Source organism: Thermosynechococcus sp. (genome assembly GCF_046299655.1).
Lineage (GTDB): Bacteria > Cyanobacteriota > Cyanobacteriia > Thermosynechococcales > Thermosynechococcaceae > Thermosynechococcus.
Window position 1 is genome coordinate 1 of sequence record NZ_JBKBHZ010000004.1, and the last position, 14168, is coordinate 14168.

Annotated in this window: 12 protein-coding genes and 1 CRISPR repeat array; of the genes, 6 read left to right on the forward strand and 6 right to left on the reverse strand. The window is 54.4% G+C overall.

Going from position 1 to position 14168, the window contains the following annotated elements:
- The first annotated feature begins 53 nt into the window (after positions 1-53).
- A CRISPR array of direct repeats spans positions 54-449; the repeat unit is 36 nt; unit sequence GTTTCCATTGATTCGGCTGGGAGCAAGTCCCAGCAC.
- A 277-nt stretch (positions 450-726) separates the two neighbouring features.
- From ACK4HN_RS03755 to tyrS, 4 genes are all read right to left on the reverse strand, one after another.
- A complete protein-coding gene (locus ACK4HN_RS03755) occupies positions 727-1449 on the reverse strand; it encodes a cytochrome c biogenesis protein CcdA (RefSeq protein ID WP_409877256.1) in 723 nt (240 codons plus the stop codon).
- Between the two features lie 4 nt (positions 1450-1453).
- Entirely contained in the window at positions 1454-4138 is a 2685-nt protein-coding gene (locus tag ACK4HN_RS03760; protein ID WP_409877257.1) for a M16 family metallopeptidase, read from the reverse strand.
- A gap of 62 nt (positions 4139-4200) precedes the next feature.
- Entirely contained in the window at positions 4201-4530 is a 330-nt protein-coding gene (locus tag ACK4HN_RS03765) for a hypothetical protein (protein WP_409869051.1), read from the reverse strand.
- Between the two features lie 67 nt (positions 4531-4597).
- Positions 4598-5824 (reverse strand): tyrosine--tRNA ligase, encoded by a 1227-nt coding sequence (tyrS, locus tag ACK4HN_RS03770; RefSeq protein ID WP_409869056.1) that lies wholly within the window; start codon positions 5822-5824, stop codon positions 4598-4600.
- A gap of 162 nt (positions 5825-5986) precedes the next feature.
- Here tyrS and ACK4HN_RS03775 point away from each other — a divergent pair, with 162 nt between their 5' ends.
- From ACK4HN_RS03775 to gap, 6 genes are all read left to right on the forward strand, one after another.
- Entirely contained in the window at positions 5987-7918 is a 1932-nt protein-coding gene (locus ACK4HN_RS03775) for a transglycosylase domain-containing protein (RefSeq protein WP_409869050.1), read from the forward strand.
- A 199-nt stretch (positions 7919-8117) separates the two neighbouring features.
- Entirely contained in the window at positions 8118-8645 is a 528-nt protein-coding gene (locus ACK4HN_RS03780) for a transcriptional repressor (RefSeq protein ID WP_409851608.1), read from the forward strand.
- On the forward strand, positions 8642-9538 hold the full coding sequence (locus tag ACK4HN_RS03785; protein WP_409869049.1) for an LD-carboxypeptidase: 897 nt from the start codon (positions 8642-8644) through the stop codon (positions 9536-9538). The genes ACK4HN_RS03780 and ACK4HN_RS03785 overlap by 4 nt, the downstream gene beginning before the upstream one ends.
- Before the next feature lie 126 nt (positions 9539-9664).
- Positions 9665-11212, forward strand: a complete 1548-nt coding sequence (locus ACK4HN_RS03790) for an NAD(P)H-quinone oxidoreductase subunit N (protein ID WP_409869048.1) — start codon at positions 9665-9667, stop codon at positions 11210-11212.
- Between the two features lie 52 nt (positions 11213-11264).
- Positions 11265-11600: a rhodanese-like domain-containing protein gene (locus ACK4HN_RS03795; RefSeq protein ID WP_409869047.1), complete on the forward strand. Its 336-nt coding sequence runs from the start codon at positions 11265-11267 to the stop codon at positions 11598-11600.
- A 23-nt stretch (positions 11601-11623) separates the two neighbouring features.
- On the forward strand, positions 11624-12646 hold the full coding sequence (gene gap / locus ACK4HN_RS03800; protein WP_409869046.1) for a type I glyceraldehyde-3-phosphate dehydrogenase: 1023 nt from the start codon (positions 11624-11626) through the stop codon (positions 12644-12646).
- On the opposite strand, the gene ACK4HN_RS03805 is transcribed toward gap, so the two are convergent.
- Together ACK4HN_RS03805 and fabD are read right to left on the reverse strand one after the other, a co-directional pair.
- Positions 12643-13278: a lysophospholipid acyltransferase family protein gene (locus tag ACK4HN_RS03805; protein WP_409869045.1), complete on the reverse strand. Its 636-nt coding sequence runs from the start codon at positions 13276-13278 to the stop codon at positions 12643-12645. The genes gap and ACK4HN_RS03805 overlap by 4 nt on opposite strands.
- The gene (gene fabD / locus ACK4HN_RS03810) at positions 13275-14165 is read right to left on the reverse strand and encodes an ACP S-malonyltransferase (RefSeq protein WP_409869044.1); all 891 of its coding nucleotides are present in this window, start codon (positions 14163-14165) and stop codon (positions 13275-13277) included. The genes ACK4HN_RS03805 and fabD overlap by 4 nt, the downstream gene beginning before the upstream one ends.
- Between the last annotated feature and the right edge of the window lie 3 nt (positions 14166-14168).

Consider the following 14168-nt stretch of genomic DNA (forward strand, 5'->3'; position numbering starts at 1 on the left):
GGAGCAAGTCCCAGCACGCACGCAGTAAGTATGAGTTTGTCGGCATCTATGAAGTTTCCATTGATTCGGCTGGGAGCAAGTCCCAGCACAAGTGTTGGACATCTGGATGCGATCCTTCATTGATAGTTTCCATTGATTCGGCTGGGAGCAAGTCCCAGCACGGGTTCTTTTGCCAGAACCCCATCCGTTTCTAAAGCGGTTTCCATTGATTCGGCTGGGAGCAAGTCCCAGCACTTCGCGGGTCGACGGCCGAATATTTCGTTCTGGGGCCGTTTCCATTGATTCGGCTGGGAGCAAGTCCCAGCACTCTAATATCAAGAATAAGGATCTGATCGTTTCTGCGTTTCCATTGATTCGGCTGGGAGCAAGTCCCAGCACTCGGAACTTAAAGCACTTGTTTAGCGATTACAGGTGTTTCCATTGATTCGGCTGGGAGCAAGTCCCAGCACTCCGCCCCTCTAAAAGGTGCTCTAGAAGCACTATAGCACAGATCATTTTCAAGCACCTAGAGGAGATGATTTTTTTGTTTGTGTAAAATTTTTAGATCGGCGGTGGTATGGTTGGCCAAACTCTCTTTGGAAGCCTGTTTCGGGAAAATTCAAGCACCTCTAAATCTGTTAGAAATTCCTCAAAGCCTTGAGGAGAGAAGATTTGAGAAAATTGCCAAGCTGAGAGAATATTTTTGTCCAGAGGTGCTTGCAAAAAAAATCCGAAGGCGCGCGATCGCTACAACCGAATGGCCAACGCAATGACCCCAAAGGCAATCAGAAACACGCCGCTCAACGTCGTGATCCAGCGTGACCACCGCCGCAGCGCCAGTAGCTTTTGCAATGCCCCACTAAACACCCCCACCAAGATCAGGGGCACCACGTAGCCTGTGGTGTAGGCCAAAAGCAATCCTGCCCCTACCCCTAGCTTTTGGGTGGTTGCCACCCACGCCAACAGAGTTGCCAGCACCGGCGTGCTACAGGGAGCAGCCACCAAGCCAAAGGTAGCCCCCAAGGTATAGGCCTGCACGCCCGCCGGGACACGATGCGGCAATTCCTCTAAGAAGCGACTGCGGGGAAATGTCAGCGGTAGGGCATTGAGCAAGTTTAAGCCCATGAGAATTGCCACGACACTGACAATCATCGTCAACCCCCACCCCACTTGACCGTAAATGCGACCCGCAACGGCAGCCACCATGCCCAGAACTGTGAGGGTACAAGCCAGCCCCAAGGCAAACCAAAGGGATTGACGCAGGACGGAGCTATTTTGCTTGGCCGCGTAGCCGGCAATGTAACCCACGGTTATCGGCAGCATCGAGAGGGTGCAGGGCGTCAGACTGGTGAGGAGTCCGGCAAGAAAGACAATCCCCACACTGAGGATGGTCAAATCATTCAGTTGAGCCGTCACCCATTGGTTGGCCCACTGTTCCAGTTGGTAGAGTCCTAGGCTGAGGCTGGCCATGGTTTTAGGGGCGATAGGAAACGGTGGAACCGGCAGTGACAATTACAAGGCGGTCTGGATCAATCAGGTCTTGCAGGGCTTGATTCACTTGATCCAATGTAACGGCCTGCAGGCGATCGCTAAACTGTTGTAGCTCCTCTGGCGGTAAGTCCACACTGGCATTTCCCAACAGCGTTCGTGCCACTACATCGACATTTGCCAACTCCACCATGTAGGTATTGCCGAGGCTGCGCTTGGCGGCATCGAGTTCAGCAGCGGTCAAGCCCTGATGGCGAGCTTCGCGCAGCAGTTGCCGGGTGGCGTCAATGGCCTTGGCAGTGTCCTCAGGGGCTGTTTGCAGTTGGATGACAAAAGGCCCGGCCTGGCGACCGGCACTAAAGAAGCTATAGATGCCGTAGGTTAACCCCTGGCGATCGCGAATCTCGGTGCCCAAGCGACTGGCAAGCGTATCTCCTCCCAAAATATGATTCATGAGCATTGCGGCATAGAAGCGGGGATCGCGGCGATCAATCCCCGGTGTGCCCAGATAGGTTATCGCTTGGCTTTTACCAGGAATTACCGCATTCTTAAAGAGGGTGTGAGCCGGGGGCGAGACCGGCGGAAACGACAGGGAGAGGGGATCCCCTTGGGATTGCCATGAACCCAAAATTGCATTGAGGCGCGATCGCACCTCCTGTGGGTCAAAATCTCCCACCAGCGTCAAAATCGTGTGATCTGGCCTGTAGGCAGCACGATAAAAGTTCAACAGGTCTTGGCGTTGAATCGCCTGTACGGAGTCAGGAGTGGCAAAGGGATGCAGCGGATGATTGGCGGGATAGAGGGTTTCTTGCAGGACACGGCGCCCCCAGCGCACCGGATCATCCGCCTCAAGACCTAGGGCCGTGAGATAGCGTTGTTGGCTCAGCTTGAACTCCGCTTCTGGAAAGGTGGCTTCTTGAAGGACTTCACCAAGGGTTTGCAAGAGGGTGGGCAGTTCACTAGCCAAGGCATAGCCCTCAATGTCCACGCCATCGCGAAAGGCACTGAATTCTAGACTAATGCCCCGATCCTCAAGGGTCTGGGCCAAGGTCAGGGCGGATTTATGGCAGGTGCCATTGAGGAGATTGGCAGCAGTGAGGTTAGCCACCCCCGGTTGTGTTAGCAGATCGTAGGCGGTTCCTGCATCAATGCGTCCTGCCAGTGTCACCGTTGGCGTACTGCGATCCACCAGTAGGAGCACCCGCAGGCCATTTGGCAGTGTGAAGGTTTCTACGCCATGATCCTTGACCTCTGGGGTAACCTGCCCACTCCCTTGGGGTAAATAGGCAGCAATGGTTTGCGGATCCACTGGCTCACCCACAAGATGATGCGCCGTGGTTTGGGCAGGAGGGCGGCCTGAGAGTTCCACATCGGCAAATTCACTGGGAATAAACTCCCCCACAATCCAGCGATCGCGCCCAAAGTAGGTTTGCACGACTCGTTGAATATCCGCAGCGGTGACCTTTGCAATGGCGGCAAGGTGGCGATCGCTAAAGCGGTAATCTCCCGTTAGGGTCTCATCGTTAGCCAGTTGACTGGCTTGGGCATCAATGTCGCGATTGCGGAGAACAAAATTCGCCCTAAGCTGCTGTTTGGCCCGTTGCAATTCACCTGTGGTCAGAGGACGCTGCCCGAGTTGGCTAAGAATCTGGCCAATGGTTTGTTCAATCGTCGCAAGGGATTGCTCTGGAGCGGCGATCGCCCCAATCTCAAACCAGCCCCCCGCCTGCAACGCCGCCACATAGGAGTAGGCCGAACTGGCTTGACCCGTTTCCATGAGTTCCTGATAGAGATAGGAACTGCGGCCACCGCTGAGGAGCATATCCAGCACATCCAAGGCTGCCTGATCGGCATGGGTGATTGCTGGAATGGGCACCACCAGTTGCAATAGGGGGGCACTCCCCGGTTCGGTGAGGCGAATTCGCTGGGATGAACCTGCCGTTGGGGGCGACAACGCGGCAGACTTTAGGGGGTCAGTTGGCCGGGGAATCTGGCCAAAGGTTCCCTTAACCAGTTCCAATGCCCTTGGCGGACGGACATCGCCAGCAATGACCACAACCGCATTATCCGGCCGATAGTACTGGTGATAAAAATGCTTCACCGCTGGCAGCGTAAACTGCTCCACATCCTCGGCTGTTCCCCCCACTGGCAGGCCATAGGGATGATCGGGATAGAGGGCGGCCATCACCGCCCGACTGAGGCGATATTCAGGACTATTTTCATAGCCTTGCAGCTCTGAGATTACCACCCGCTTTTCACTCTCAAGGGCATCGGCGGTCATCAGGGTATTGCGCAGGCGATCAGCTTCAAGGATCAGCAGTGATTCCAGCTGGTCAGCGGACACCGTGTGGTGGTAGGCAGTCATGTCATAGCTGGTAAAAGCATTGGAAGAACTGCCAAGGGCATAAAACAACTGACCAAACTGGACGGGACGGCTCTTGGTGCCCTTAAACATCAAATGCTCCAGTTGGTGAGCAATGCCGTTTTCTCCCTTGGGTTCATGGCGAGAACCGACGCGATACCACACCTGTAAACTCACAACGGGTGCTGTGGGAATCTCTTTAATCAGCACCGTGAGGCCATTGTCTAAAACCGTTTTGCTGACACCAGTACTGAGGCCCTCTGCCGTATTCAAGGGAAAAGTCACCGCCAAACTCGTACTCAAGAGCATGAAGCCAATAAGTAAAGAAATCCTAACAAATTTTGCACTTTGTGTGCAGGGGAGCATACGGATTAATTCCCTTGGGGGGCGATCGCGCTCAGCAGCGTCGTAATGGCGGGCGAAAGACTCGACAGAACCACCACTGAGGCTGCGGCAATAATAATTGTGGTTGTCATCCGCACCATGGCCTCGGTGCCCCGCTGATAGACCTCAAACTTGTACCCTTGATTTTTCACCTGAGTGGCTAACTGATTCACATTCCCTTGGAGCTTGGTGACATCCCCTTGAAGTTTGTGAACATCCGTCTGGAGTTTTTCAAGATCGGTGCCCAGTTTCTCCACATCTGTGGGCAGTGCCTGTAACTCACTGAGTACCTTGGCTTGAAATTCCTGCTCACTCATCGGCTCCCTTCCCTGACTGTTCTATCTCTATCTTGAATGAATCCTGGCAAAGAAGGTGAAAAAACGCCTAGGGCACAAAACGCAGGAATTTTTTCTTGCCCACCTGCAGCACTTGGTTGATATAGGGTTCCGGTGCGGTGAGGGTAAAGTCCACATCGGTAATTTTTTCGCCGTTAAGCCGCACGCCACCCCCTTGGATTTGCCGCCGTGCTTCGCTGCTACTGGGGCAGAGCTTGGTGTGACTAAGTACATAGGTCAGCTTCACAGGAAACTGAAACGCCCCTAGGGAATACTCTGGAATGGATCCCGCCTGTGCCGTTTGCCCTTGGGTGACGATCGCGGCTAGTTCTGCTTGGGTTTGCAGGGCGAGATCCCGCCCGTGGTATTGACTGACAACTTCCAAAGCCAGTAACTTCTGGCGATCGCGGGGATTGGTAGGTAAACTCTCCAATGGCAAATCCGTGAGCAACTCAATGTATTGGTTCACCAAGGCATCGGGAATTTTCTCCAGCTTGGAGTACATACTCGCCGCCGACTCTGTGAGCGCCACATAGTTGCCAAGGGACTTGGACATTTTCTGCACCCCATCCGTGCCCACGAGGATGGGCATCAGCAGGCCAAACTGCACCGTTGGCAGGCCAAAGTGACGCTGTAAATCGCGACCCACAGCAATATTGAACTTTTGATCCGTCCCCCCTAATTCCACATCGGCGGCCACCGCCACGGAATCATAGCCCTGCATCAATGGATAGAGAAACTCATGGAGAAAAATCGGCGTTTCCTTGGCGTAGCGTTCGGCAAACCCCTCCTTGGCCAGCATTTGGCCGACAGTCATCGTGCTCAGTAGCTCGAGAATTTTCCGCAAATCTAGTTTGGCGAGCCACTCCGAGTTGTAGCGAATTTCCAGGCGGCCGGGGGTCTCAAAATCCAAAATAGGCTTCACCTGCTCAAGGTAGGTTTGCACATTGGCTGCCACCTCCTCAGGGGTGAGTTGTTTGCGTACCTCTGACTTGCCGCTGGGATCGCCAATTTGAGCCGTAAAGTCACCAATAATCAGTACGGCACAGTGCCCCGCATCCTGAAACTGGCGTAACTTGCGCAGGACAATGCTATGACCGAGGTGAATTTCGCTGCCGGTGGGGTCAATGCCAAACTTAATCCGCAGTGGACGCTCTGTTTGCCGTAGATAGACCCAGAGATTTTCTTCGGGCTTGGTGGAATCAGGGACATGGGGAAAGGTTTCGACAACGCCGCGCTGGAGCCGCGCAATTGTGGCCTCAAGGTCTGAAGACATCACTTGATTGGGCATTGGATTGGGCAAGGACATTTTTTAATCTAGGATGGCTATCATAGCAATCAATTGCGATCGCGCGGCAATTTTGCCATCTCCTACTCTTATTCCAATAAAAAAATCATATACGAAGCAAAAAATAATTGGCGTGAGGAAGCGACTGTCGTGTCCACCACTACCCTTGGCAAACACCCCTCTCAAACCTGCCCTCAAGATGAAAACTTCTGGCGTGGGGTACTGCGAATTGCTAACCGTACCTTCCTTGTGGGGATGACCTTTGGCTGTGCGGCTATCGGGGGTGGTCTGCTGGGCTTGGCGATTAGCTTTCGGAATCTGCCGGATGTGCGATCGCTGCGGGGCTACATTCCCAGTGAAACCACGCATATTTACGACGCCAAGGGCACCCTACTGGTGAGCCTGCACGATGAAGAAAACCGCGAAGTTGTTCCCCTCAACGAAATTTCGCCCAATCTGAAGCTGGCGGTGATGGCGATCGAAGACAGCAGTTTTTACCAGCATCGCGGTATTAATCCCATTGGCATCTGCCGTGCCTTGATAGTCAACCTCACCTCTGGGCGTACCGTGCAGGGGGGATCTACCCTGACGATGCAATTGGTAAAGAATCTCTTTCTCTCTCAAGATCGCTCCATTAGCCGTAAAGTGGCTGAGGCGGTGCTGGCCATGCGCCTTGAGCAGATCTTCAGCAAAGATGAAATTTTGGAGATGTACCTCAATCAAGTCTATTGGGGACACAATACCTACGGTGTACAAACCGCAGCCCAAAGCTACTTCAAAAAAAATGCCGCAGATCTCACGCTTGCCGAAGCCGCCATGATGGCAGGGATTATTCAAGCCCCAGAGGCCTATAGCCCCTTTGTGGATTTTGACCTCGCCAAAGAACGGCAGCAACTAGTACTGGATCGGATGGTGGAGTTGGGTTGGGTTACCCCCCAAGAGGCGGCTGCCGCTGCCCAAGAACCCCTCAAGCTGGGAGAAATTACCTCCTTCCAGCGCAGTCGTAGCCCTTGGATTACGGATGCTGTGTTGCAGGAGTTAACCCGTCAATTTGGCCGTGAAGCGGTCATCCGTGGCGGAATGCGGGTACAAAGTAGCCTCGATGTCAAGCTACAAAAAATCGCCGAAGAGGCAATCCAACGCGGCTATGCGACCCTACGGGGCAGTGGTGTGCGGGCAGATCAGCTGGCTCTAGCGGCGGTGGATCCGCGTACCCACTATGTCAAAGCCCTTGTGGGCGGGGTGGACTACAACCGTAGCCAGTTTAATCGCGCCACGCAGGCAATGCGGCAACCAGGGTCTGCCTTTAAGCCCTTTGTCTTTTATGCTGCCTACGCCAGTGGCAAATACACGCCCGATTCTGGCATTAGTGACTCTCCTGTGCGTTACCGCGATGGCGATGGCTGGTATGTGCCGCGCAATTACGATGGCTCCTTTATGGGTGGCATGTCCATGCGCATGGCCCTAGCGCTGTCTCGCAACATTCCCGCCATTGTTCTGGGTCAGGAGGTGGGCATTGAGCGCGTCATTGAAATTTGCCGTACCCTTGGCATTACCAGTCCCATGCTTCCTGTCGTTTCCCTGCCGTTGGGAGCGGTAGATCTCACGCCCTTGGAAATGGCCGCTGCCTATGCCACCTTTGCCAACAATGGCTGGCAATCCCCCACCACGACGATTATTCAAGTTACCGATAACAATGGCCACTTACTGCTAGATCACACGCCGCGGCCCAAACTCGTGCTTGATCCTTGGGCTGCTGCTGCCCTCAACAACACCCTGCAGAGTGTGATCACCAGTGGCACAGGAACTGCCGCCAACATTGGCCGACCCGCCGCCGGCAAAACCGGCACCACCTCTTCTGAGCGGGATATTTGGTTTGTGGGTTATGTGCCGCAACTCTCAGCCGCTGTTTGGGCGGGGAATGACAACTATGCGCCCTTGGGGCAGGGGGCAACGGGAGGTGGCTTTATGGCACCCATTTGGCGGGATTTCATGAGTCAGGCGCTCAAGGATGTGCCCGTCGAAGACTTTACCCCAATGTCGAAGTTCCAGCGACCCAAGCCGCAACGGCAAACAAATTAGGGATTGTTTTTTGAGCGTGGTTCCAGACCATTCAACTCAACCCATTGATGATTGCTTGGATTGTATTTGGGCGTTGCAACTAATTTGCAGAAAGTTCAGTAAAACTACTGTAATCATTCTCAATAAGTTGCGGTTGTTGCAAATGAACTGCTTGTCGGCTATCATGCAAACCAATATCGGCAGATCAAGCGAATCTCCTATGCCACTTTATACAGCAGCAGCCTTAAAGGCGGAACTAAACGAGAAAGGCTGGCGGTTGACGCCACAGCGAGAAACCATTCTCAATATTTTCCAGAATCTGCCTAAGGGCAACCACCTAAGCGCTGAAGACCTGCACCATGAGTTGCGCAAACAGGGGCACTCCATTAGTTTATCCACCGTGTACCGCACTGTGAAGTTGATGTCACGGATGGGTATCTTGCGGGAGTTGGAACTGGCTGAGGGACACAAGCACTACGAACTTAATACAATGTCTCCGCACCACCATCACCACATGGTGTGTGTGCAATGCAACCGCACAATGGAGTTTGACAACGATTCCATTCTCAAGCAGGCCCTGAAGCAAACGGAGAAATACGGGCTGCAACTGATTGATTGCCAACTGACGATCTATACCATTTGCCCGGAGGCGCTGCGGCGCGGTTACCCTGGCCTGCCAGAAAACTGGGTCTGTAGTAGCGCGATCGCCCAAGGGGCAAAACCCTCTGCCCGCAGTAAATCAACGTGACCCTCTCTGCAACCTTACCCCCTCCCCTGCAGGCGGGCGATCGCCTTGCCGTTGCCTTTCCTAGTGGTGTTCTTCGCCAAAGGGAACCTTTTTGGCAAGGAGTGGCCTGTTGGCAAGCCCAAGGCTATGAGGTAATTGTGGATGAGGCTGCTTTTGCAGGTTGGGGCTACCTTGCGGGTTCCGATCAACAGCGGCGCGATCGCCTGCGGCACTTATTGCAAGATGATTCTATTAAGGGGATTCTCTGCGGGCGGGGCGGGTTTGGGGCAACGCGTCTTTTAGAGCAGTGGCAGTGGCCAGTGGTGTCGCCGAAATGGCTCATTGGCTTTTCGGATATTACGGCGCTGCTGTGGAGCTATGCTGCCCAAGGGGTGGCCGGTGTCCATGGCCCAGTACTCACCACCCTAGCGGCAGAACCCCTGTGGAGTCAGCAGCGGCTTTTTGATCTCGTGCGGGGCAAACCCCTAGAGCCGCTCTTGGGAACCGGTTGGGGGGGCGGTGTGGTGCAGGGGCGTCTCTTGGTGGGGAATTTAACAGTTGCGACTCATCTACTGGCCACGCCTGATTGTCCACCTTTTGAGAATGTGATCTTAGCCCTAGAGGATGTGGGTGAAGCCCCCTATCGCATTGACCGCATGCTGACGCAGTGGCGCCGCAGTGGCGTGTTGCATCAGATCAAGGGGATTGCCCTAGGGCGTTTTAGTCGCTGTGAGGATCCCACCACCCAACCCAATTTTCGCGTGATGGAGGTTTTGGGCGATCGCTTGGGGGATTTGGGAATTCCCATTGTCAGTGACTTGCCCTTTGGCCATGAGGGGGTCAATGCTGCCTTACCCGTCGGGGTAGCAGCGGAGCTAGATGGCGATCGCGGCTCTTTGCACATTCTCCCCTGAGAAACAAGCCAGACCTCACCTCGCTGCCTAATTCCCCCTGTAGGCGCAAGCCGATTGCCAGCGGGCAGTGAAATGAAAATCTGAGTGATAAGATATGGGGGACTCCCTCAAGGCGCGGAAAGAGTTATGGATTTGGTGACACTAGCCGGGCAGTTGAATGCCGCTACCATTTTGCCGGAAACCATTGTGATTGTGACGTTACTGGTCGTTCTTTTGGCGGATTTGATTCAGGGACGGCAAGCTGATCGCTGGACCCCCTACTTTGCCATTATCGGTTTAGGGGGAGCGATCGCCACGATGATTCCGCTGTGGACTCAGCCCGACACTGTCAGTTTCTTTGGCAGCTTTATTTCCGATCACCTCAGTCTCTTCTTCCGAGGACTCATTGCCCTTTCAGCTTTGGGCACCATTCTCATGTCCATTCGCTATGTGGAACAAACTGGCAGTTCCCTCGGTGAATTTATGACCATTCTGCTGACGGCCACCGTGGGGGGCATGTTGGTTGCCGCTGCCCAAGAACTGGTCTTTATCTTTGTGGCGCTAGAAACCCTGAGTATTGCCTCCTATTTGCTCACCGGCTACACCAAGCGGGATAGCCGCTCTAACGAAGCTGCCCTGAAATATCTGCTGATAGGCGCAGCCAGCTCAGCCATTTTCCTCTATGGCTGCTCCCTGTTGTATGGCCTCTCTGGAGGGTACACCCAACTGCCGCAAATCGCCCAAGCGCTGTCCTCAGAATCCCTGGGGCTTGTCATTGCTCTTGTCTTTGTGATTGCTGGCATTAGTTTCAAAATTTCCGCGGTGCCCTTTCACCAATGGACGCCCGATGTCTATGAGGGTGCTCCTACACCTGTGGTTGCCTTTCTCTCCGTTGGTTCCAAAGCGGCGGGTTTTGCCCTTGCCATTCGCTTTCTAACCTTGGCTTTCCCCGTGGTGACCGCTCAGTGGCAACTCATCTTTACGGTGCTGGCCATCTTGAGCATGATTCTCGGCAATGTGGTTGCCCTTGCCCAAACGAGCATGAAGCGGATGCTGGCCTATTCCTCCATTGGTCAGGCGGGGTTTGTGATGATTGGCCTAGTGGTGGGAACAGAGGCTGGCTATGCCAGTATGCTTTTTTATCTCTTGGTGTATCTCTTTATGAACCTCGGTGCCTTCACTTGTGTGATTCTCTTTTCGCTGCGCACGGGTACCGATCAAATCAGTGAGTATGCGGGTCTCTATCAAAAAGACCCTCTGCTTACCCTCGGCCTAAGCCTATGTCTGCTTTCTTTAGGGGGGATTCCTCCCTTGGCGGGCTTTTTTGGCAAGATTTATCTCTTCTGGGCCGGCTGGCAAGCGGGCGCCTATGGCTTGGTGTTGCTGGGTCTATTGACGAGTGTGATCTCCATTTACTACTACATCCGCGTCGTCAAGATGATGGTGGTCAAGGAACCCCAAGAAATGTCCCAGGCAGTGCAAAACTACCCGGAGGTGTCTTGGTCAAGCTTTGGTATGCGTCCTTTGCAGGTGGGTTTAGTGATGATGGTGATTGCCACCTCCTTGGCGGGTATCTTGGCCAATCCCCTCTTTAACTTGGTGAATACGGCAGTGCTAGATGTGCCCCAAGTGGCGCATCAACCGACGGTTATTGAGGTCGCTTACCAGACCTTACCGCCGGCAGGTGAATCTTAAGGATGATTTCAATACGATCCCCAATCTGTCCTCCTAGAATCAAGGGGAAACGATGCTAGGACAAATCACAGTGGTGGAACTGGCGCAACGCCTAGCCACAGAGGCGGAAACCTTGCAACTCATTGATGTGCGGGAACCTGAGGAGTGGGCGATCGCCCACCTGCCTCATTTCACATTGTTGCCCTTGAGTACGTTTCCCCAGTGGTCACCCCACATTTGCCAGCGCTTTGATCCAAAGCGGGAAACTTTGGTGCTCTGCCACCATGGGGTGCGATCGGCGCAAGTGGGCCATTGGTTGATTCAGCAGGGGTTCTGCAATGTGAAAAACATTGTGGGGGGCATTGATGCCTATGCTGCGGCAGTGGATCCAACCCTACCCCGTTATTAGTTGATTACCTTGGGAGAGTGTTCATGACCCTCAAAGTTGGCATTAATGGCTTTGGTCGCATTGGCCGCCTAGTGTTACGGGCAGGTCTTGCCCAAGACAACATCGAGTTTGTGGGCATCAATGATCTGGTGCCGGCGGATAACTTGGCCTACCTCTTCAAGTACGATTCCACCCATGGCATCTACCCAGGGATGGTCAAGGCCACGGCGGAGGGGATTGAAGTGGATGGCAAGTTTATTCCCTGTACCTCCATTCGCAATCCGGCAGAACTGCCCTGGGGAGCGGTTGGCGCCGACTACGTGGTTGAGTCCACGGGCTTATTTACTGGCTACGATGGCGCAGCTCAGCATTTACAAGCGGGTGCTAAACGGGTGGTGATTTCAGCCCCCACCAAGGATGCCGATAAGGTGAAAACCATTGTCGTCGGGGTCAATGATGCGGCCTTTGATCCGGCAGTGGATGTGATTGTCTCCAATGCCAGTTGCACCACCAATTGCTTGGCACCCGTGGCGAAGGTTCTCCATCAAACCTTTGGACTGGCGGAGGGCTTAATGACTACGGTGCACTCTGTTACCGCAACCCAACCGACGGTAGATGGCCCTAGTAAGAAGGATTGGCGCGGCGGCCGGGGCGCTGGACAAAATATCATTCCCGCCTCCACTGGGGCTGCTAAAGCAGTGACGCTGGTCTTGCCTGAACTCAAGGGTAAACTTACCGGCATGGCCTTTCGCGTGCCCACGCCCGATGTCTCGGTGGTGGATTTGACCTTCAAAACGGAGAAGGCCACCAGCTACGACGAGATTTGTGCGGCAATGAAGGCAGCGGCTGAGGGGGAACTCAAGGGGATTCTCGGCTATACCGAAGAGGCCGTTGTCTCCAGTGATTTTATTGGTGATGGCCGCTCCAGTATCTTTGATGCCACAGCGGGGATTCAACTCAATCCTCATTTCTTTAAGGTGGTGGCTTGGTATGACAATGAGTGGGGCTATTCCTGCCGTGTGGTGGATCTACTCAAACTGATGGCCGCTAAGGATGGTCTAATCTAGCGACCCAAGTTGTGGAGGCTGTGGATCACGTCACAGCAGTGGTGAGTGACTGCTTCTAGGACAGCGCGATCGCCAGAAGCTGGCGGCGGAATGGGAGCACCAATGCGCACCGTAATGGGAACGGGACGTGGTAAGGCGCCTTGTTTGAGAATTTCCTGTGTCCCCCAAAGGCACACAGGTAAAAGAGGAGCTTGAGCTTTGGCCGCAATGAGTGCTGCTCCCAATTTCGGATCATAGATACGGCCATCCTTGGTGCGCGTGCCCTCTAAAAAGACCCCCACCGCCCATCCCTGTTCGAGGGCTTTAAGGGCGGCTTGCAACGCTCGACGATCGCCTGCTCCCCGCTTCACAGGATAGGCACCATACCACCGAATCAATGTCCGAAAAATGGGAATCTGGAACAATTCCTCCTTGGCCATCCAAGCCACGGGGCGGCGCACACAGTTGGAGATCAAGGGAGGATCAAAATAACTCGCATGATTGGCCACCACCACCAGTGGTCCCCGCAGCGGCACCTGATGGGCACCATAGATGCGCCCTCGGAAATAGGTGTGCAGGAGAGGACTCACCACCGACCACTTGAAGAGATGGTACAGAAGCAGGCTCATCAGCGGCTCGCGATCGCGGCTCACAGGAGGCTCTCCAAACTGGCAATTGTGGCAACGCTAGTAACCGCGATCTCTGGGGTGGTGCGCTTCACCAACCCTGCCAAGACATTGCCGGGGCCAATTTCCAGGGCGTGGGTCACCCCCGCTGCCGCAAGGGCATGACAAGTCTCCACCCACCGCACAGAACCGGTCATCTGGGATTGCAACCGTGCCTTGATCACCGCTGCATCCCTTGTCGGTTCGGGTTCAACATTGTTCAAAACGGGAAAGATCGCCTCGTGGAAGGTGCACTCCTCCAGCAGCGTGGTAAAGGTGGCTGCGGCCTCCGCCATAAAGGGGGAATGAAACGCCCCACTCACATTCAAGGGAACTGCTCGCTTCACTTTAATTTTGCCGAGTACTGCGTCCACCGCTTGCGGCAGCCCCGAAATCACCACCTGCCCCGGATGGTTATCATTGGCGAGAACCACATTGGGCGTACTGGCGATCGCCCCTTGCAACTGCTCGCGGTCAAAGCCAATCAAGGCCACCATCTTGCCCCCACCCGCAGCATTCATCAATTCCGCTCGCCGCTGCACTAGCCTCAGTCCCGTTGCAAAATCAAAGACCTCTGCTGCATAGAGAGCAACATACTCGCCAAGACTGTGTCCCGCGACAAAGTCCGCTTTTGCCCCCCGTTTCTTGAGAGCATCCACCAGCAGGCTCTCCACCAGAAATAAACTGGGCTGGGTATAGAGGGTTTGATCTAAATTGCCGATGCGGCCTGCACAGCAGTCAATCACCGACCACCCCAAAATGGCTGCTGCTTGTTCGCACCGCTCCTTAGCCGGGGGATAGGCCGTCAGCAAATCCGCCATCATGTCCGGGTGTTGCGACCCTTGGCCGGGAAATAACCATGCTGTCTTTGTCATCGG